The organism is Sporosarcina ureae (genome assembly GCF_002109325.1).
Taxonomy (GTDB): Bacteria; Bacillota; Bacilli; order Bacillales_A; family Planococcaceae; genus Sporosarcina; species Sporosarcina ureae_C.
In genome coordinates, this window is record NZ_CP015348.1 from 211,797 (window position 1) to 232,180 (window position 20,384).

The 20,384-nt window shown below is 44.1% G+C and carries 22 protein-coding genes; 4 read left to right on the plus strand and 18 right to left on the minus strand.

Going from position 1 to position 20,384, the window contains the following annotated elements; all coding sequences use genetic code 11:
- Positions 1-42 precede the first annotated feature (42 nt).
- Positions 43-243, minus strand: coding sequence for a cold-shock protein (locus SporoP32a_RS01060; RefSeq protein WP_085426218.1), 201 nt, complete (start codon positions 241-243; stop codon positions 43-45).
- A 210-nt stretch (positions 244-453) separates the two neighbouring features.
- The gene (locus SporoP32a_RS01065; protein ID WP_085426219.1) at positions 454-747 is read right to left on the minus strand and encodes a DUF1033 family protein; all 294 of its coding nucleotides are present in this window, start codon (positions 745-747) and stop codon (positions 454-456) included.
- 234 nt (positions 748-981) lie between these two features.
- Between SporoP32a_RS01065 and SporoP32a_RS01070 the strand changes: the two genes are divergently transcribed.
- Together SporoP32a_RS01070 and SporoP32a_RS01075 are read left to right on the plus strand one after the other, a co-directional pair.
- Positions 982-1,641 carry a 5-bromo-4-chloroindolyl phosphate hydrolysis family protein gene (locus tag SporoP32a_RS01070; RefSeq protein ID WP_085426220.1) on the plus strand — a complete coding sequence of 220 codons (660 nt, stop codon included), beginning with the start codon at positions 982-984 and terminating at the stop codon, positions 1,639-1,641.
- Positions 1,631-2,821 carry a toxic anion resistance protein gene (locus SporoP32a_RS01075; protein WP_085426221.1) on the plus strand — a complete coding sequence of 397 codons (1,191 nt, stop codon included), beginning with the start codon at positions 1,631-1,633 and terminating at the stop codon, positions 2,819-2,821. The genes SporoP32a_RS01070 and SporoP32a_RS01075 overlap by 11 nt, the downstream gene beginning before the upstream one ends.
- Before the next feature lie 286 nt (positions 2,822-3,107).
- Here the strand turns inward: SporoP32a_RS01075 and SporoP32a_RS01080 are convergent, their stop codons facing one another.
- The 4 genes from SporoP32a_RS01080 to SporoP32a_RS01095 all read right to left on the minus strand — a co-directional run bounded on the left by SporoP32a_RS01080 (position 3,108) and on the right by SporoP32a_RS01095 (position 8,768).
- A complete protein-coding gene (locus SporoP32a_RS01080; RefSeq protein WP_085426222.1) occupies positions 3,108-3,305 on the minus strand; it encodes a DUF6501 family protein in 198 nt (65 codons plus the stop codon).
- A 63-nt stretch (positions 3,306-3,368) separates the two neighbouring features.
- Positions 3,369-4,598: a 2-oxoglutarate dehydrogenase complex dihydrolipoyllysine-residue succinyltransferase gene (gene odhB / locus SporoP32a_RS01085; RefSeq protein WP_085426223.1), complete on the minus strand. Its 1,230-nt coding sequence runs from the start codon at positions 4,596-4,598 to the stop codon at positions 3,369-3,371.
- 99 nt (positions 4,599-4,697) lie between these two features.
- The gene (locus SporoP32a_RS01090) at positions 4,698-7,508 is read right to left on the minus strand and encodes a 2-oxoglutarate dehydrogenase E1 component (RefSeq protein WP_085426224.1); all 2,811 of its coding nucleotides are present in this window, start codon (positions 7,506-7,508) and stop codon (positions 4,698-4,700) included.
- Positions 7,509-7,694: 186 nt separating this feature from the next.
- Entirely contained in the window at positions 7,695-8,768 is a 1,074-nt protein-coding gene (locus tag SporoP32a_RS01095; protein WP_085426225.1) for an undecaprenyldiphospho-muramoylpentapeptide beta-N-acetylglucosaminyltransferase, read from the minus strand.
- Between the two features lie 83 nt (positions 8,769-8,851).
- Between SporoP32a_RS01095 and SporoP32a_RS01100 the strand changes: the two genes are divergently transcribed.
- Positions 8,852-10,210 carry an MATE family efflux transporter gene (locus SporoP32a_RS01100; protein WP_085426226.1) on the plus strand — a complete coding sequence of 453 codons (1,359 nt, stop codon included), beginning with the start codon at positions 8,852-8,854 and terminating at the stop codon, positions 10,208-10,210.
- A gap of 326 nt (positions 10,211-10,536) precedes the next feature.
- On the opposite strand, the gene SporoP32a_RS01105 is transcribed toward SporoP32a_RS01100, so the two are convergent.
- The 10 genes from SporoP32a_RS01105 to SporoP32a_RS01150 all read right to left on the minus strand — a co-directional run bounded on the left by SporoP32a_RS01105 (position 10,537) and on the right by SporoP32a_RS01150 (position 18,131).
- Entirely contained in the window at positions 10,537-11,208 is a 672-nt protein-coding gene (locus SporoP32a_RS01105) for a CAP domain-containing protein (RefSeq protein WP_198166198.1), read from the minus strand.
- A 154-nt stretch (positions 11,209-11,362) separates the two neighbouring features.
- Positions 11,363-12,262: a CobW family GTP-binding protein gene (locus tag SporoP32a_RS01110; protein ID WP_085426227.1), complete on the minus strand. Its 900-nt coding sequence runs from the start codon at positions 12,260-12,262 to the stop codon at positions 11,363-11,365.
- 64 nt (positions 12,263-12,326) lie between these two features.
- Positions 12,327-13,823 (minus strand): lmo1851 family serine protease, encoded by a 1,497-nt coding sequence (locus SporoP32a_RS01115; RefSeq protein WP_085426228.1) that lies wholly within the window; start codon positions 13,821-13,823, stop codon positions 12,327-12,329.
- Positions 13,824-13,898: 75 nt separating this feature from the next.
- On the minus strand, positions 13,899-14,603 hold the full coding sequence (gene deoD / locus SporoP32a_RS01120) for a purine-nucleoside phosphorylase (protein WP_085426229.1): 705 nt from the start codon (positions 14,601-14,603) through the stop codon (positions 13,899-13,901).
- A 76-nt stretch (positions 14,604-14,679) separates the two neighbouring features.
- On the minus strand, positions 14,680-14,904 hold the full coding sequence (locus tag SporoP32a_RS01125; RefSeq protein WP_085426230.1) for a YozE family protein: 225 nt from the start codon (positions 14,902-14,904) through the stop codon (positions 14,680-14,682).
- Positions 14,905-14,919: 15 nt separating this feature from the next.
- Positions 14,920-15,345 (minus strand): peptide-methionine (R)-S-oxide reductase MsrB, encoded by a 426-nt coding sequence (gene msrB / locus SporoP32a_RS01130; RefSeq protein ID WP_085426231.1) that lies wholly within the window; start codon positions 15,343-15,345, stop codon positions 14,920-14,922.
- Positions 15,323-15,871 (minus strand): peptide-methionine (S)-S-oxide reductase MsrA, encoded by a 549-nt coding sequence (gene msrA, locus SporoP32a_RS01135; RefSeq protein ID WP_085426232.1) that lies wholly within the window; start codon positions 15,869-15,871, stop codon positions 15,323-15,325. Before msrA ends, msrB begins: the two co-directional genes overlap by 23 nt.
- 13 nt (positions 15,872-15,884) lie before the next feature.
- Positions 15,885-16,457 carry a YpmS family protein gene (locus tag SporoP32a_RS01140; RefSeq protein WP_085426233.1) on the minus strand — a complete coding sequence of 191 codons (573 nt, stop codon included), beginning with the start codon at positions 16,455-16,457 and terminating at the stop codon, positions 15,885-15,887.
- A gap of 8 nt (positions 16,458-16,465) precedes the next feature.
- Positions 16,466-17,269 (minus strand): GDSL-type esterase/lipase family protein, encoded by an 804-nt coding sequence (locus SporoP32a_RS01145; protein ID WP_085426234.1) that lies wholly within the window; start codon positions 17,267-17,269, stop codon positions 16,466-16,468.
- A gap of 25 nt (positions 17,270-17,294) precedes the next feature.
- Complete coding sequence (locus tag SporoP32a_RS01150; protein WP_085426235.1) at positions 17,295-18,131, minus strand: DegV family protein; 837 nt, start codon at positions 18,129-18,131, stop codon at positions 17,295-17,297.
- 82 nt (positions 18,132-18,213) lie between these two features.
- Here SporoP32a_RS01150 and trhA point away from each other — a divergent pair, with 82 nt between their 5' ends.
- Complete coding sequence (gene trhA / locus SporoP32a_RS01155) at positions 18,214-18,849, plus strand: PAQR family membrane homeostasis protein TrhA (protein ID WP_099625247.1); 636 nt, start codon at positions 18,214-18,216, stop codon at positions 18,847-18,849.
- Between the two features lie 9 nt (positions 18,850-18,858).
- On the opposite strand, the gene SporoP32a_RS01160 is transcribed toward trhA, so the two are convergent.
- Entirely contained in the window at positions 18,859-19,341 is a 483-nt protein-coding gene (locus SporoP32a_RS01160) for a dihydrofolate reductase (RefSeq protein WP_085426236.1), read from the minus strand.
- Positions 19,342-19,354: 13 nt separating this feature from the next.
- Positions 19,355-20,296 (minus strand): thymidylate synthase, encoded by a 942-nt coding sequence (locus SporoP32a_RS01165; RefSeq protein ID WP_085426237.1) that lies wholly within the window; start codon positions 20,294-20,296, stop codon positions 19,355-19,357.
- Positions 20,297-20,384: the final 88 nt, after the last annotated feature.

Genomic DNA, 20,384 nt, shown 5'->3' on the forward strand with positions numbered 1-20,384 from the left:
CGCAAACAAAAAGGCGCCACAATGGGCGCCTTTTCAAGTGGTTTAGATTTTAACAACGTTAGCTGCTTGTAGACCACGGTTTCCTTCGACAACTTCAAATTCAACCTGCTGACCTTCGTCAAGAGATTTGAATCCGTCGCCTTGGATTGCTGAGAAGTGTACAAAGATGTCTTCTTCTCCGTCAACTTCGATAAAACCGAAGCCCTTTTCTGCGTTAAACCATTTTACTGTACCTTGTTTCATTCGATTACCTCCAAAAATATACGTACTTATTAATACACGAACCTTAGCAAAGCAAAAAATTCACGTATTACAAAAGATACCGACGTCGCCGATCACTTTTGTAATAGGTGAATCACTTAGCATACGGTCGTTCGATTAATTTACTTACGTTAAGTATAACATATTTAACTTGATTGTCAATAAATAAATAACACTTTTTACAGAATGTTCTTACGATATGTTCGGTTCACCGTTTAGTAACACAATGATACCGTGATACAATTGTAAATCTCCTTCACAGCCATCGCAATAATATTTTTCGGTTGTCGACCAAAATGCGTGGAAACAACCTTTACGAACTTCATAATGCTCAAAGTATGATTCCATCTTGCTGATCACTTCTTCAATATATGCTTGCGTTTCGATTTCATTCGTAAATGTTTTGGATGTGACGCTATAGTCTCTCCACTCTTCAAACATCCACCACGGCTCAAAGTCCGCCTTCATGTATACCACTTCATACATTCAGTATGCACTCCTTTATCTTGCGCTATGCAGGAATGATACTCATTTTAGCAAATCCTTCCCACTATTCAAAGTAAAATGATTCACGTGGCGTAATATATGAGTTTTCGACCATTTTCGGCTATAATTGAGATAGGCTCCAGTAACCTTACTGTCTGCACGATAAATGAAACCTTTTCGCAGTTAATCCGTAAGTATTATATAGAGTCAGAATGGAAGGTGGCCTGAACAATCATGACGAATATAAAAAACTTTTTCACACGACACTTAATTATGGCGCCTACTAGTTTCCTGACATGGTTCATCCTCATCGGTGGGACGAGCATCAATTTCTTCCTAGGGTCCGCAATCGGGATTGCCATGTATGCAGGAGGCAACGTAGCCATTAAAGAACTGCAGTTACGTTCCACACTGAAACAATTCGGTATGGCGCGCTCTGAATATAAACATATTGAACAACAATTGAGTGAATCCAAGAAAAAACTGAAACAACTCGGTAATATGTATGGACAAGTACGTTCGATTCAAGCATTTAGACAAGTGTACGACATGTCTTCAATGGCTCGACGTATCATCAAAATTGTCCAAAACAACCCACGGAAGTTCTATCAAGTCGAGAGCTTTTTCTATGCGCACTTGGACTCGGTCGTAGAACTTACTTCAAAGTATAGCTTGCTAGTGAATCAACCATTAAAAGATCAAGAGATCAAAGTTGCCTTGCAGCATACACGCGAAACATTAGCCGATTTAAGTCTCGAAATGGAACGCGATCTTCGAAATGCCGTAGCAACCGATTTAGAGAAACTACGCATGGAAATTGATTATGTGGACATTACACTCAAGAGAAACAAACCGTTGCTCGAATCGAAAGGGGAACATTCTAATGACAGATAAACACACACTAGAAGAAAAATCAGTAGACGATTTACTCGGCAATCCGTTCGATATGGACGCTAGCCTACTTCCAAAAGAGATGGAAAACTCGCTTGCGGATGAGACAGCACCTGTCAAACTCATTGACCGTTTAACACCCGAAGAACAAGTCAAAGCAAGACAATTGGCTTCACAGATTCCGGTAGGCAATTACGAAGCCGTCATTTCCTATGGCGCCAATGCACAAAATGAACTTTCCAACTTCTCTCACAAAATGCTTGACCATGTTCAAGGCAAAGATATCGGCCCTGTCGGTGATGTACTGAACGAATTAATGGCCAAATTATCCGAAATCGATACAGATGATCTATCGGATAAAAAGAAATCGGGACTAAGCCGTTTATTCAACAAGGCTACTCGCCCTATTAAAGAAATCATGACAAAATACGAAAAACTCGGCACACAAGTCGATAAAATAAGCGTTCAACTAGAACACTCCAAACGTGGTTTAATGGAAGATGTCCGCATGCTGGATAATTTGTATGAACAAAACAAAACCTACTTCCAAGCACTGAACGTCTACATTGCAGCTGCAGAATTAAAGATTGATGAAATCAATAGCACGATTATTCCAGAATTGCATAAAAAAGCACAGGCTTCAGATGATCAAATGATGGTCCAAGAAGTCAACGACATGGCGCAATTTGTAGATCGTCTTGAAAAACGCCTATACGACTTGCAACTATCACGCCAAATCACGATTCAAAGTGCGCCACAGATTCGAATGATCCAACAAACGAACCAAACGTTAGCTGAGAAGATTCAGGCGTCCATCATGACAGCTATTCCCCTTTGGAAGAACCAGATTGCGATTGCTTTAACACTCAACCGTCAGCAAAAGGCTGTGGAGTCTCAGAAGCTTGTGACGAAGACAACGAATGATTTACTACTTCGCAACTCTGAAATGTTGAAAGTGAATAGTATTGAGACAGCGAAAGAGAATGAAAAAGGCATTATTGAAATTGATACATTGAAAACCACACAAGAGAACTTGATCCAGACAATCGAAGAGACATTGCTGATCCAAGCAGACGGTCGCGCAAAACGAAAAGCTGCCGAGACCGAGATTGCCAGAATGGAACAAGACCTCAAGACACGTTTATTAGCTGTATATGAAGAGTCACAAAACCGTCCCTCATAAGAGAGACGGTTTTTTTGTGTGATTTGTTGTAAGTAGTGACATGTGAAGTCAGGCTATGAGCGGTTGCCGTGTCTCTATGATCGCTTGTCGGGTGTCTATGAGCGACCGAGGACCCCGATAGAGCGGATGAGAGATGTCATAGAGCACTTAACCAGGTTCTAAGATCACTTACACCAAATCAATGAGCGGCACCGCGATTGCCCTCCCTAACTTCCTCACAAATCGAGCTTCAAAACACAACAAAAAGAGACAGTTCAATTAAGAACCGTCTCCCCATCTCTATCTTTCACTCAAAATACGTCTTATAATACCCGCCGACTTTGCCCGAATTGTCTACTACGAAAATAAACTCCTCTGTCTCGTTCTTCACGTCATACGCCTTCCCCACCGTCAGCATATTACTAACGAAAAACTTCGCTGCATCCGTGTGCGTACACGTTACTGTCTTCAAAGTAGGCTCATCCAACCATTGTAAATATGACATAAAACCTCTCCCCTTCTAAATAAAAACGACCCGCTGATTAGCGGGTCGCTTGGATTGTGTTAATTAAGAACCTAGTAGAAGGTCTTCAGGGTTTTCAAGCAACTCTTTAACCATCTTCAAGAATCCAACTGAATCTTTACCATCAATTACACGGTGATCGTAAGAAAGTGCAACATACATCATTGGGCGAATTTCGATATTGTCACCAATAGCTACTGGACGCTTCTGAATTGTATGCATACCCAAGATTCCTACTTGTGTACCGTTTAGGATTGGAGTAGACAATAGTGAACCGAATACTCCACCGTTTGTAATTGTGAATGAACCGCCTGTCATATCAGCCAATGTCAACTTGTTGTCGCGTGCTTTTTTCGCAAGCTCTCCGATAGATGCTTCGATTTGTGCAAAACTCTTACGGTCTGCATCTACTACGTTTGGTACAACTAGTCCACCGTCAGTAGATACTGCGATACCGATATCGAAGTAATTCTTCAATAGGATTTCATCGCCATCGATTTCAGCGTTAACATATGGGTACTTCTTCAATGCAGCAACGACTGCTTTTGTGAAGAATGACATGAAGCCTAGACGTACATCGTTTTGCTCGAAGAACTGGTCTTTTTTGCGTGAACGAAGTTCCATCATTTTCGACATATCAATTTCGTTGAATGTAGTTAACATTGCTGTTGATTGTCTAACTTCAAGCAAACGCTTAGCGATTGTTTGACGGCGACGAGTCATTTTTTCACGAGTGATACGGCCATCGTCTTTCGCTTCTGCTTTAGGAGCTGGAGCCGCCGCAGCAGGTGCTGGAGCGTTGTTGTGAGCAGATACGTCTTGTGCACGTACGCGACCCATTGGATCAACAGGTGATACGTCCGCAAGATTGATACCTTTTTCACGTGCAAGCTTGCGTGCTGCTGGACTTGCAATTGTGCGGTCTGAAGAAGAAGTTTCTTCTGCTACAGCTGCTGCTGGAGCCGGAGTTTCTTCTTTTTGTGCAGGTGCTGGCGCTGCTGCTTCAGTTGCTTGTGGAGCTTGTTGTGCCGGTGCACCTGAACCTTCGCCTACAATCGCGATTACTTGGCCAACTTCAACTGTGTCGCCTTCTGCAGCCAATAGTTCAGACAATACACCCGCTTCTTCTGAAATGACTTCGACGTTCACTTTATCTGTTTCCAATTCAACGATGAATTCACCTTTATCCACGTTTTCACCGGGTTGTTTCAACCATTTTGCAATTGTACCTTCTGTAATTGATTCTGCTAGTTCAGGTACTCTGATCTCTGCCACAATAAATTCCTCCTCGTAGGTATACCGTTTTTTAACGGATAAGCTACTTTGTATAAGTAGTTTTTTTACTTTTTCTGTAAAGCTTATTTACTTGTTATATCACTTTTTCAAAGCTTCTTCAATGATTCGGTTTTGTTCTTTTTTGTGAGATGCGCCGTCGCCTTCAGAAGGACTTGAGCGTTTGATACGACCGATATAAGAAATGTCTTTGCCGTCAGCTAGTTTTTCTAGGAACGGATAAGCGAATGACCATGTACCCATGTTCTTCGGCTCTTCTTGAACCCATACTAAATCTTTTGCTTTCGGGAAACGAGCAACGATTTCTTTGATTTTGTCGGATGGGAATGGATATAGCTGCTCTACACGGATTACGTGCAAGTAGTCGAATCCTTCGCCGTCTTTGATCTTCTCAGCCAAGTCAATTGCCATCTTACCGCTTGCGAACAAGATCTTTTTCACTTTTTCAGGTTTAGTTCCTGTACCAGGTTGCTCAAGAACTGTCTTGAAGTGACCTTCCGTTAAATCTTCAACATCTGCTCCAACTAGTGGGTGACGAAGTAAAGACTTAGGCGTTGCAATTACTAACGGACGCTCTGCTTCGCTGCCGAGAATTTTCGACTGGCGACGCAATACGTGGAAGTAGTTTGCTGCACTGGAGATATTCGCGACTGTCCAGTTGTTTTCTCCACAAAGCTGTAGGAAACGCTCAATACGAGAACTGGAGTGCTCTGGTCCTTGTCCTTCAAATGCATGTGGCAACAATAGCACTAGGCCGGATTGCTGTCCCCACTTCGCATAACTTGAAGAAACGAACTGGTCGAACATCACTTGTGCCATGTTCGAGAAGTCACCGTATTGTGCTTCCCAAATAGACATTGTTTTGTCTTCTTCTAAGTTATAACCGAATTCATATCCGACGATTCCTGCTTCTGTTAATGGACTGTTATAAGCCACGAACGAAGCGTTAGATCCGCTAATATGATGCAACGGAACAAGTTCTTCACCTGTTTTTTCATCATGTAAAACTAAGTGACGTTGTGCAAACGTACCGCGCTGGATATCTTGTCCAGAGATACGGATGGGCTTACCGTCTTGAATGATGGAACCGAATGCCAATTGCTCAGCATGTGCCCAGTCAATTTTGCCTTTACCATTGAATGGTTCTTGGCGTCGTTTTAAGATTTTATCCAATTTGCTGAAGACAGCGAAATCAGTTGGATACGTTAATAGCTCTTCGTTCATTTTACGAAGGCGATCTTCCGAAACCCCTGTTTCTAGATCACGTGGAAGTCCAGCTTGTACCACTTCCGGTGTTGCATTGGAAATTTGAGGTGCATCTGCAGATTCTTCTTTAACATGATCGTAAGCTTCTTGCATAGTTGCGTTGACCGACCTGTCCATTGCCTTTACTTCTTCGTCAGTCATGAGCTTTTGCTCGACCAGGCGTTGTCCGTAAATTTGACGAACTGTCGGGTGTTTATGGATTTCGTTATACATCACTGGATTCGTCACTAGTGGCTCGTCCATTTCGTTGTGCCCGTAACGACGGTAACCGATTAAATCGATCAATACGTCTTTACCGAACTGCTGGCGATATTCGAATGCCAGTTTTGCCACAGCTAAAACTTCTTCTGGGTGATCTGCATTCACGTGGAATACAGGCACTTCAAAGCCTTTTGCTGGATCGGATGCATAGTGTGTAGAACGGGAATCATAGTATTCTGTCGTGAAGCCAATTGTGTTGTTGGCAATGACGTGAACCGATCCACCTGTTCTGAAACCACGAACGCGTGAATAGTTGAATGATTCCGGTACGATTCCCTGTCCAGGGAACGCCGCATCACCGTGTACTAGGATCGCGTATGCTTTGTTAGTATCTTGCTTTGGAATACCTGGGCTATCCGTGTTTTCCTGTGCAGCACGAGTCTGTCCAGTAATCACCGGGTTCACTACTTCAAGGTGAGACGGGTTATACGCTAAGAAGCGGTTCATTCCCGATTTGCCTTTATGAAGAGCTCCCATATGGTATTTCACATCGCCGAACCAGCCGCGTGTTACTTCTAAAGAACCGTCTTTTGGCAAGAACGGTGAAGCAGGTACGCCTGCGAATTCTGCGAACATCATTTCATATGGTTTATTTAAGTTATGTGTCAACACGTTCAGACGTCCACGGTGAGCCATGCCGATTAGCACTTTTTCCATTTTCGCTTCTTCAGAACGACGCATTAATTCGTCGATTAAGACAACTAATGTGTCCACACCTTCGATAGAGAAACGTTTAGCTCCAACGAATGTACGGTGAATGAACTTTTCAAATCCTTCAATTTCCGTCAAACGCTCAAGAAGTTGTTTTTTCTCGTCTTCTTGCAAGTTTGACTGTACGTCGCCGTTTTCAATTTTTGATTGAATCCACGTACGCTCTGTTTCATCGATCAAGTGTGCGAATTCGTATGCGATGGAGCCTGTGTAAAGAGACTTCAAGTAATTCATTGCATCCAATCCGTTTTCCACTGTCGCTGGAACATTTTTTAAGAACAAAGTTGCTGGCAATCCGACCAGATCGCTTTCTGTCAATCCATGATAAGACAGTTCAAGACGGGATGTATCTTTAGGTCGATCGTTTAATGGATAAATATCAGCTGCAAGATGTCCATAAGAACGAATAGCTTCAAGTAAAGAATAAACGGCAAGAACTTTACGCAAATCCGTTTGGGAACCTTGCGCTAAAACTGCCTCTTGACCTGAATCATCCATCTGAGGCGCACCAAAATTCCTGAATAGCTCTGCTAAATCAGGATCTACTGCATCTTGATCTGTTTTAAACAGATCGTACATTTCCATTACATACCCAAGGTTTGGACCCGAAAAATTAGCATACGGGGAACGATGGGAATCCACATTGTTCGACATGTAATATAACCTCCACATTTGCCTACCGGCGTGTTGTGTTTATTTTCACTACTTCTATACAATAATAGCACGCAAACCTTAGAACTGAAAGGGATTAATCCTAATATGCATAGTTTTCTGCAAAGTACTAGCAAATATATTAAATAATACTGAAAACTACGCCTCTTAGGTACTTCGCGTACATTTTCATTTTTGGAACGACAAAATCAATTCTGCCATCTTTTCAGGCGTCTTCGGTTCTGTCGTCTTTTCAATATTCGACAACAATCGCGCTTTCTCCTTTACGAGTTCGTCGAATTGTTCTGTAACAGGCTGAACTTCGAATTGTTCTTCTTCAATTTGCAATGCCAATCCTTTGGAAGCAAAATAATTGGCGTTCAATATTTGATCGCCACGGCTCTTTGAAGCGGCTAACGGAACGAGTAGCATTGGCTTGTGGATTGCAAGAAGTTCGAATATCGCATTCGAGCCCGCGCGTGAAATTGCATAATCGGACGCTGCCAGTAGATCCGGCAATTCATCGGTAACATATTCATACTGCACGTATCCCGCCACCGCCAGACTGTCATCCACATTTCCCTTACCACATAAATGAATGATCTGATACTTCTCAAGCAAAGCAGGCAGTTCATTGCGCACCGCCACATTCAACACAGCAGAGCCCTGACTACCTCCCATTATAATGAACACGGGCTTTTCCGAATTCAGACCCGTTCTACGCAATCCTTCTTCTCGGTTACCCATAAACAGCTCTGGACGGATAATCGGGCCCGTGCATGCAGATTTCGCTGTCGGCACATATTGCAACGTCTGTTCAAAGACCGTAAAAATTTGTGATGCGAACGGCAATGCCAATTTATTCGCAAGTCCTGGTGTCACGTCTGATTCATGGACAACGACAGGTACATTCGCAAGTTTGGCTGCCATAACAACCGGCACTGAAACGAACCCTCCTTTAGAGAAGATGATCTCCGGCTTCAATTTACGAAGAATAGCGAGTGCTTGTAGCGTCCCCGCTCCGACCCGAAATGGATCCGTAAAATTCTTCATTGAGAAATACCTGCGTAGCTTACCACTTTGTATGGCGTGATAGACCACTTCCGGATGCCCTTCTCCAATCAGCTCTTTTTCAATACCTTCATGAGAACCAATATAATGCACACTATATCCTTTATCTAAAAATATGGGAATTAACGCTTGGTTGACGGACACATGCCCTGCTGTCCCGCCACCTGTTAATACGACTACCGGTTGCTTCATTCATTCCATCCTTCCGCGTTACCTACTATATTTTCATGCTACAATAGTCAAAGTAAAAAACTTTAGTAGAGGAAATCAAAACTATGACTACTGTAACGAACCCTTTGCAACAAAAAACATCCATTTTCATTAAAATCATGATTCCCATTGTCATTACGCAAGTGGCACTGTACTTGATGTCGTTCTTCGATATTCTCATGACAGGACGCTATGATACGTTCCACTTAGCAGGCGTGACCATCGGTAGTTCCTTCTGGATACCGGTCTATACCGGCCTTTCCGGAATTCTCATGGGTCTAACTCCTATTATCGCACAGCAAATCGGTGCGAAGAACAAAAAGGATGTCCGCCCTACTGTCCAGCAAGCATTATACGTATCTCTCGCTCTTTCAGCAATCATTTTTGTCTTGATCCACTGGGTCGTGTTACCCGCTATCACAAGAATGCCACTAGATGCACCGGTTATAGAAGTGGCGTCCGCCTACCTGACGGGTATGAGCATCGGATTGGTTCCGCTGATGGCCTACACTGTACTGCGTTCATTCTTTGATGCGTTAGGGGCAACACGTGTATCGATGTTCATCATCCTGTTATCAGCACCGATTAATATCATGTTGAATTATCTCTTGATATTCGGTAACTTCGGTTTCCCTGAGCTTGGGGGTGCGGGTGCTGGGTATGCATCCGGATTCACGTATTGGCTCGTATTTTTCATTGCGGTATTGATTGCCTGGACGTCCCGCCACTTTAAAGAGTTTACGCTGTTTACTGGTTGGCAACGGATTTCATTCCCACGGTGGAAAGAGATTTTACTGATTGGTGTTCCGATAGGACTCTCCATCTTCGTCGAGACAAGTATCTTCTCTGTTGTGACGTTGTTGATGAGTAGCTATACCGCACAAGTCATATCAGCTCACCAGATAGCGCTTAACTTTACGTCCCTTCTATACATGGTACCGTTAAGCGTCTCGATGGGTACGACGATACTAGTCGGTCAGTCGATTGGTGCGAATAAAACGAAAGACGCGCGCGAGTATACGTATCTCGGCATAGCGTTCGCCGTTGTTTTCAGTTTCCTATCCATATTCATATTACTAATGTTTCGTGAGTCTATTGCTTCTATGTATACGATGGACGCAGAGATTATTACACTCGCCGTGCATTTCTTTATTTATGCAGCATTGTTCCAGTTATCGGATGCTGTGCAGGCTCCGATTCAAGGTGCGCTACGCGGGTATAAAGATGTGACGATGACGTTCTTGGTTGGCGTCGTGTCGTTCTGGCTAATTGGATTGCCTACTGGGTTTATGCTAGCACGCTTTACGGAACTTGGCGCGTTCGGCTATTGGGTCGGTCTGATTGCCGGCTTAACGGTCGGTGCGGTCATTCTATCGTTCCGTTTGCGGTTTATACAGAATAAGTATCGTGAAGTGGAATCATGATAAGTTTACGGGTCAATGGAGTTTTTATTCCATTGGCTTTTTTTATTGTGAAGGTGTAGTTTGCGTTACGTGGATAAACAGTTAGAGAGGTACGTGTATGCTCAATAATTCGTGTAAGTGATCATTGAACCCAGTTAACCGCTCTATTACACCCGCTGAACGCTCTATACACGTCCGTGACCGCTCATAGAAACCATCTAAGCGATCATAGCGGACGGGTAACCGCTCATAGCCTACTCACCCGCGCGTATCTACTTGCTATCACTCTCCAACTCTCTCCACTAAAAAAAGGTCAATGGACATAAATCCATTGACCTTTCACATTCTTACTTCTGTATAAACTGCTGTGTCCAGTACTGTCCGTTCGCGTCATATCCGATACCGATATGCGTAAACCCTGGCGTCAAGATATTCTGTCTGTGTCCAGCTGAGTTCATCCAAGCCTTCACGACTTCTTGTGCACTGCGTTGACCCATTGCGATATTCTCTGCTGCCGAACGGTAGGTAACGCCATTCTTCTTCATTTGATCAAACGGTGAACCGTATGTAGGGCTCGTGTGAGAGAAATAATTGTTCGCTGCCATATCCGCTGATTTTTGCTTCGCAGACTTTTGCAATGCTGCATCGATCTGCAACGGCTTGAGTCCTGCTTTTGTACGTTCCGCATTCGTTAAATCGAGTACGGCTTGCTCTGTAGCGGACACGTTTGCTGTCTGCTGCTGAGCCGGTTTGTTCGTTTGTGGTTTCTCCACTGGTTGAGTTGGTTGCTGTACTGTTGGTTTCTCTACCGGTCTACTAGGCTGCTGTGGCTTTTGGTAGTTGTAGTTTCCAAAGTAATACGAATATACTTGGTGATTGGATGCATTCCACGTATACGTCTGTGTCTGCACCTGTTTCGTCGTGCTTGCCTCTGCTGCATGAGTAGGCAATAAAATAGCTGAGCTTAATAAGATGAGTGATAAAGGTTTTTCATCTTGTTCCCCTCCTTCTTTACGCAACCTAGCATAACGTCAAAGAAAAGAAGGAAACTTGGCCAATCTTGCCAATTTAGCCAATGAACTCTGCGAAGCTATGAAATGAGAGTCTGAAAGATGTGATTTTGGTAACTCTGTCCAGTGGAGAGGACTATTAACAATAAAAAGCTATTGACAACTAGATTTCCGGCGTATATTCGATGCCGTCTACCTGTTCTCCGATGATCACCAATTTAGACGGGATTTGCATGTATTCCGGTATCCAGTTGACCATGCCATAAGCGTATTGGAATAAATGCGAGTACCGCGTATCTTCTAGCTGGATATACCCTTTCATGCGATAGACACTCTCCGGTAATGTGCGAACCCAGTCTTCAAAATGTTGTTGGTTGATTGGTGTATCAAACGACAGCACTTTCGAATCGAGCGGCAATCCACTACCTGACGTGATCGGCTGTTTCGGTGCCGCCACATTCACCATTTTCTCAATATAGCTGAAGTCGACTTTTGCGTTGACGGCTTGGACGAGCGGCGCATGACTATTGAACTGTGTCACTTGCATTGTCACGAAAGCCAATTGATTGTCCGTCAGCAAATCCGTTTTATTGAGCACCATGAAATGGGCGTGACGGATCTGTTCAAGAAATAATGCTTGTATACGTGGTGAGAGCTTGTCACGGTCGACCCAGCGCTTCGCGTCTACTACAGTGACGATTCCCTTGAAGTCTAGCTTCTCTGCGAATAACGGCGAATATACGGCGTCCAACGCTTCTACCGGGTGAGCGGCACCTGTCGTTTCAATGAACAGCACGTCAATCTCCGGATAATCCGCGAGTAAACCTTGCAGCTGCGCTTCTGTAGATTCGGCACCCGTACAGCAAATACAGCCATTCAATAATTCTTTTAACGGAACGTCCCCTGCATCTTCGACGATTTGACTGTCGATATTCAGTTCTCCGAATTCATTCATTAGAACAGCCGGTTGTCTGCCGGACTTCTTTACTTGCTCTACAAGAGTAACGAGTAGTGAAGTTTTACCGCTTCCTAGAAAGCCACTGAGTAAATATACATCGATCATAGTTGTATCATCCTTTTCCATAGAGAACACGCGCCCAACGATTGCTGGACGCGTGTTTCTTTGATTATGAGTTAATTTCTTTTAACACGACTTCTTTCGCTTTTAGCAGTTGCGGGTCATCATCTTTCATCTTGTCCCGTAATTTCTGCATTAAGCCGACTGTTGTATCTCCAGTCAAGATGCCTGTTTGTTCTTGTTCTAAGTCTTTCTGCAACGTTTTAACAGCTGCTGCCGTATCCGCGTCGTAGAGACCGTCTGTTTCGCCTGGGTCATAACCTACTGCTTCTAACATCTCTTCTGCCGCTTGTACGGAAGGAGAGACAAGACCATCGTCCATCTCTTCAGACGAATCAAGGTACGGTAGAGATGCATATGAAGGATATGGCACTTTCACGTCTGGCTCAATTCCTTTTTTATGAATCCAGTTGCCGTCAGGTGTTAACCATTTCGCAGTCGTTAGTTTCAAGTTCGAGCCGTCTGGTAATTGAGTCGGTGTTTGAACGGTACCTTTACCAAACGTCTTAACCCCTACAATTGGAATGCCTGCAGACTCTTTTAACGCACCTGCTAGGATTTCTGAAGCGGACGCACTGCCGTCATCTACGATCAATGCAACAGGAACTGTTACTTTTTGTCCGTCAGATGAAGGGTAGGCTTCTGGTGCTTTACCTTTTTCTTCTGTCTGGAATAACACTTTGCCATTCGGAACAAATAGATCGGAAATATCGATAGCACCGCTTAGAATACCGCCTGGATTTTGACGTACGTCAATGAGTACGCCTTCCATGCCTTTGTCGGTCATTTCATTCAACGCTTCAAGCAATTCCTCATACGTATGTTCAGAGAACGACGTGATATTGATATGCGCGATGTTGTCGTCGAGCATTTCCGCGTACACCGTATTGATCGGAATTACGTCACGGACGATTTTCACATCAAACGGATCGGATTTCTCTCCGCGTCGTACAGACAATGTCACCGTAGATCCTTTTTCTCCACGAATCAGTAAAACCGCTTCAGAAGAAGATAGACCTTGAATACTTTCACCGTCTACTGAAAGCACAGTATCGTTCGGCAATAAACCGGCTTTTTCAGCTGGAGAGTTTTTGATAGGTGACACAATGCTAATATAGCCGTTTGACTCTTGAATTTCTGCCCCGATTCCTTCAAAACTAGAAGAGATGCTTTCATTCAATTGTTTGGCTTCTTTTTCATTCAAGTAATCGGAGTATGGGTCGCCTAGTGAATCGACCATTCCGTTGATCGCGCCATCAATCACGACTTGATCGTCTACTTCGTCAAAATAACTTTCTTTCAGTTGATCATATGCATCATACAGTTTCTTGAACTCTTTTCGCTCCATGCCTACTTGCTGCGGTTTGACGACTTCTACAACCTTTTCGTCACCGACTGTCAGTGCAATGAAGGTAACCGCTGCTGTTGCTAGCACAAGGAAAAAAATGAGCATGATCAGAGAAAACGGTTTGATCCGTATATAGCGATTAGGTTTCGGCGCTTCCGGCTCTTGTTTCCCGTTCTCATGCGAATCGTTTTCGTTCATTGTCTTCCCTACTTTCCAAATCCCCGCAAAAGACCGCTGCCAAGAGCGGTCTTTTGTAGGTTTCTATCTATTCTATTATTCAGCGACGGCTGCGTCTAACGCGACTTCGATCATGTCGTTGAATGTCAATTGACGCTCTTCAGGCGTCGTGATTTCGCCCGTGATGATGTGGTCACTTACAGTAAGAACGGCAAGTGCTTTACGGCCGTAACGAGCAGCTAATGTATAGAGTGCTGCCGCTTCCATTTCAACTGCAAGAACGCCGTGGCGTGCTAGCTCTTCATGCTGAGCATTTTCATTGTAGAAGAAGTCTTCCGTGTAAATGTTTCCTACTTGCAAGTGCAAGCCTTTTTCTTTACCTGCAGTGTACGCTTTCAACAATAAGTCGAAGTCCGCTAGGGGTGCAAAGCGGATCGGTCCGAATGTTACATCGTTTAGAGACGAATTCGTTGTCGCGCCTTGTGCAAGGATAACGTCACGTACTTTTACGTCTTTTTGAATCGCGCCACACGTACCGACACGGATCAATTGCTGTACGCCAAACTCCTGCATTAATTCTGTTGCGTAAATGGAGATGGATGGAACGCCCATTCCAGTACCTTGTACGGAAATGCGCTTGCCTTTGTATGTTCCGGTATAGCCAAACATATTACGTACTTCGTTGTACTGTACGACATCTTCCAAAAATGTTTCCGCGATATATTTCGCGCGCAATGGGTCTCCAGGTAGAAGAACTGTTTCCGCGATATCGCCTGGTTTTGCATCGATATGTATACTCATCTTTTTTAGCCTCTTTTCACTAATTTGTTTTTATCATACAGTGTATAATGGCGAGATGCAATGAAACCCTCGCCACTTACCTACTGCACAGATCTTGATAGATTGCGTATATTTCATCAAAAGTGGTGGAACGTAAATCATCGTCCGCCATGTCTTCGACGTAACGGGACAATGAATCGAAATCCTCTAAGTCTTTCGGGAAACCGGCATCGAGAAACATCTTGTCCGCAAACAATGCCTTCGCGTCATCTTTTCCGCCGTTACGATAGCGTAATGCGAAATGGTAAAAGGATCGATCCATCGCCGTCACCTTCCTTCACTCAAATAATCCTTTGTATTCTGTATAGCCTTCTTTATCTAAGTCTGTTGCTGGAACAAAACGTAGTGCTGCAGAGTTAATGCAGTAACGCAATCCGCCTGTGTTTTGCGGTCCGTCAGGGAACACATGTCCTAGATGAGAATCTGCTGTTTTACTGCGTACTTCCGTGCGGCGCATGCCATGAGCTGTATCAAAATGCTCCGTTACTTCTACCGCTTCGATCGGTTTCGTAAAGCTCGGCCATCCGCAACCTGCGTCATACTTATCGTTTGAACTGAATAACGGTTTACCTGACACCACGTCTACATAAATACCATCTTCATAATGCGCGTCATATTCATTGCGAAATGGTGGTTCTGTTCCGTTTTCCTGCGTCACATGATACTGTATTTCCGTTAATTCATTGCGTAAGTCTTTTTTCATGAACGATTCCCCCAATTTTTTCGATGAATCCTGCGCGTCCTGATCCAACTGAATAACGCTCGTAGTGACTTGGATTCTTTTTGTAATATTCTTGGTGATGTTCTTCGGCCGGGTAGAACTCTTTACCTGGTAAGATATCTGTGACGATCGGCGAACTGAACTTGCCGCTGTCTTGTAATGCTTGCTTTGACTTTTCCGCTGCTTGCTGCTGTTCATCGGTGTTCGTGTAGATCGCAGTTTTGTACGACTCCCCGCGGTCTCCGAATTGTCCGCCTGCATCTGTCGGATCCATCACTTGCCAGAAAATATTCAGCAATTCTTCGTAGCTGATCACGCTGTCGTCAAATTCGATACGTACCGCTTCACGGTGTCCCGTTGTATCCGTACATACTTCTTCGTATGTCGGATTGACAGTATGTCCGCCTGTATAACCACTAACTACGGAATGGACACCGTCATATTTGTCAAAAGGCTTGACCATACACCAGAAGCACCCGCCTGCAAATGTTGCGTATTGTATTGCCATCGTTATTGCCTCCTTAGTTTTTCGGTATCAATACTTCCAATATAATCTCATCTTTTGCTAAATTCACTTCTTTTGCCTTGACTTGAACATCACCTGAGATCGGCAAGTCCTTCAGATCAATGAAAATTTCCTCTTCTTTTGGTCTGACAATCATCCACGATGGAAGCTCTACTGAATTTTTCAGTAATTTCAGTACTGTTGATGGTGGAATCGTCAAATGTCCTAATTCCATTGACGATTGTTTGAGAATTAAGTTTCCGTCTTCTCGGACAATCGGATCAAAATGCATCGCAAGCGGTAATGTATGCGAGAACACCGTGAGTTCGGACGTCAACAATACATCATCGCGCATTTCAAGCTCAACCGGTAACGCGCCTTTTACAGCTTTTCGTATATAGGTGTTCGCAATACCTTCAAAATTATCTTTTGTCGTATTTAACGCCAATGTATAGCCAGCCTCATTCACCGCTTTATCTTCTGGTAGAGGTGGAGAAGCAGTGGCGCTACTGATGAGGATGATTAATCCTACGAGCGCCGCCACCATTATTCCTGCCAGGCTAAAAAACGCTACTTTCCAAATATTCATCTTGTACTTCACTCCACTTCCACATCAACCGCTGAACAGCCTTTAATTTCTTCCACAAAACGCTCTTCCATCAAATCATATCCTTTACTGTTCGGATGGAAGAAGTCTGTGTGATAAACCAGGTTTTCATTCGAATTAAATAAATCTTCTACAGGCACAAAACAAGCCATGCCGTCTTTTTCCACTTGTTCTTCGATCGAACGGTTCCAGTCGCCAATAATTTCTTCGAACTCTTGTACTTCGTCCGTTACGACGGAGAACGGATTATAAAGACCGGCTACAATGATGGGGGCATCTGGGTTGTAGAGACGAAGGACTTCAAACAACTCTTCAATTCTATTTTCAAATTTTCCAAGCGCTTTATAGAAATCCGACATCTTCATCTGCATGAAATTCCCTTTGACCACTTTCATCACATCGTTGCCGCCAATCGTAAAGACGATATAATCTGCGGCAATGACCGCTTGTTGTACATCTTCATCTTGCAATTGCTTTAAAAACTGGTCGCTGCGCCGTCCGCGTTTTGCTAAATTCACGGCGTCCACTTCCATAATGCCTTTCCATTGTTCCATGTCCGACGTCAAACGGCCGAAATACCCGCCTTCTTTGCGCTCGTCGCCAACTCCTTGTGTCAATGAATCGCCTAGGCCTAAGACATTTACACGTCTAGGGATAAACGTTTCCGGCACAATGAATGGTTCGAACGCTACGGTTTCACGTTCCGAAAGCGTCGTCTCTTTTTGGCTAAATGGGGCCTGGCACCCTGCTAAGAACAATGAGAAGACGAAACACAGCACTAGCATTCTTCTCATAATGTCATATCCTTTGTAGTTAGAATCAGTCGGTGTAATACATGAAGCCAATCGCGCCTTCACCGGTGTGCGTACTAACAATCGGTGTAGTGAACGTCAACTTCACTTGTATACCCATTTCTTCAATCTTATTCTTCAGCGGTTCCGCCATCGCAAGTCCGTTCGCATGCGCGATCCCGACACTACGAATTACTTTCCCCGCTGTTTCCTTCTTAAACTCATCAAACAAATAAGAGACTACTTGTTTATGGCTGCGCACTTTTGCGACGGGCGTATAGACACCGTCTTTTAGTGACGCAATCGGTTTGATATTCATAAGCGAGCCGAACATCGCTTTCCCTTTACCGATCCGACCGCCTTTGACCATATTATCCAGCACGTCCAGTACGACGAATAAAGAGGAACTTTTACGGACGTGATCAATGCCCTCCACAATCTCAGCTACCGTCTTGCCTTCTTCAGCGAGTCGGCAGGCTTCAAGCACTTGGAAAGTCAGTGCGTGTGAAATATACATTGAGTCGATCACCGTAACATCTGCGTCTGATGCATGGGCTGCTGTCTCCGCCGATTTTACTGTCCCACTCATGCCGCCAGTCATATGAATCGAGATAATTTGCGATCCGTCCGCCCCTAGTTCGTCATAGAGATTCTGGAATACACCGACTGCCGGTTGCGAGCTTTTCGGCAATTCTTTTGCGTCGCGCATCAAATCGAGAAATTCATCGGGTTGCAGCTCTACACCGTCAATATAAGACTTGTCGTCGACGATCAGTGTTAAAGGTACCACGTGAATATTGTATTGCTCAATCAGTTCATCCGTTAAATCTGCAGTGGAATCCGTGACGATATGAATTTTTTTCATGATTTCTATCTCCTTAGCGTGTGGCTTCTGCGATTTTTTTCGCTGTATTTGGTATAGTGTGATGCAGGAGGTGCTTATGAGAATGGAAGAATCATTCGATTATAAAAATTTACATGAAGAACGCTGGAATGCGATCACTCATGCGATTGGATTCTTACTCAGCATACCTGCATTGGTCTTGCTAATTCTAAAAGGTGTGAAACAAGGAACAGGCATCGCCATAACTAGCTACACGATTTTTGGCGTGTCCATGTTATTGCTGTTCCTCGCAAGTACGCTACTACATAGTATGCCGGTTAAAGTGAAATCGTTTTTTGCGATTCTCGACCATTCCGCCATCTATGTACTCATTGCCGGTACGTATACGCCGTTTTTGCTTGTCACGTTACAAGGTGCACTCGGCTGGACGTTATTCGGTATCATCTGGGGATTGACTTTGTTTGGCATCTTGTTCAAAATCTTTTATATTCACCGCTTCGCCAAACTATCGCTTGCCCTTTATCTCATTATGGGCTGGCTCATCGTCCTTGCGATCAAACCATTATATAACGCACTGCCGCCAGAAGGCGTTTGGTTGCTCGTGATCGGTGGATTATTCTATACGGCTGGCGCGTACTTCTTCATGTCACGCCGTGTTCCGTACAATCACGCGATCTGGCACTTATTCGTCATGGCAGGCAGCGCATCGATGTTCTTTAGCGTTCTTCTCTATGTATAGAGGAGAACGTTATTTTTTATCCCAAATTTGATACGTATAGGCAGTGCCGTCTTGCGCGTAATGCGGCTCAGACTTACTCGTTAACGTGTAATCCTCTTCGTATTCCGGGAAAAACGTATCACCCGGGTAATTTTTCTCAATGACCGTCACATACAATCTGTCGGCACCGTCTGCCATCGACATTTTGAAAATTTCCGCGCCACCGATGACCATTACTTCGTCGGCATAGTCTTTCGCGAGTTTCACGGCACTGTCTAGATCATGAACGACCGTTACCCCGTCCGCTTCGTAATCTTCATTACGCGTAATAACAATATTCAACCGACCTTTTAACGGGCGGCCGATCGATTCAAACGTCTTGCGTCCCATGATCATCGCCTTGCCCATCGTTTTCTCTTTGAAATACTGAAGTTCTTCCGGAATATACCACGGCATCTCATTGTCCTTGCCGATTACTCGGCCAAGATCATGTGCCACCAATAATGAAATCAATGTATGTCCTCCTTTATACTGCGATCGGCGCTTTGATTCGTGGATGCGGATCATAGCCTTCGATCGAAATATCCTCCGTCGTCAAATCAAAGATCGACCGTCCATCATAATTCACGTGCAACGTCGGCAACTCTTTTGGTTCTCTCGACAATTGTTCATGTACTTGATCGATATGATTCTGATATAAGTGTGCGTCACCTAGTGTATGGACGAATTCACCTACTTCTAAACCACATTCATGCGCAATTAAATGAATAAGTAACGCGTATGATGCAATGTTAAACGGTACGCCGAGGAAAACATCCGCACTGCGTTGGTAGAGCTGGCATGATAATTTGCCGTCCGCTACGTAGAACTGAAACAGCAAATGGCAAGGTGGCAGCGCCATCTCGTCCACTTCTGCAGGATTCCATGCCGTGACAATGTGGCGGCGGGAGTCCGGATTGTTTTTGATGCTGTCGATCACTTGTGCAAGCTGATCGATGACACCACTCTCGCTATCCCACGCTCTCCACTGCTTGCCGTACACAGGTCCGAGATCACCATGCTCCTTCGCAAACTCTTCATCCGCTAAAATCTTCTCTTTAAATGAAGCGAGCTCCGCTTTATACGTAACCGCGAATTCTTCATCTTTTAGTACACGACGACCAAAATCCGTCATATCCGGTCCTGTATACGCTTCACTTTTCACATACCGCTCAAATGCCCATTCATCCCAAATACCGTTACGTTCCTGAATCAATGTGCGGATATTCGTATCACCTTTTATAAACCATAGTAATTCCGAGACAATCAGACGAAACGCCGTCTTTTTTGTCGTTAATAAAGGAAATCCTTGCGCTAAATCAAAACGCATCTGATAACCGAAGACACTGTATGTCCCCGTACCCGTACGATCTCCCTTTTTTGTTCCTGTATCCAGAATATGTTGACATAGATCCAAATATTGCTTCATGCTTCAAGCTCCCTCATAAGAAATTACACTCATTATAACATTAAGACAACAAAACACACCACGAAAGGGCTGATTACGAAAGCCATTT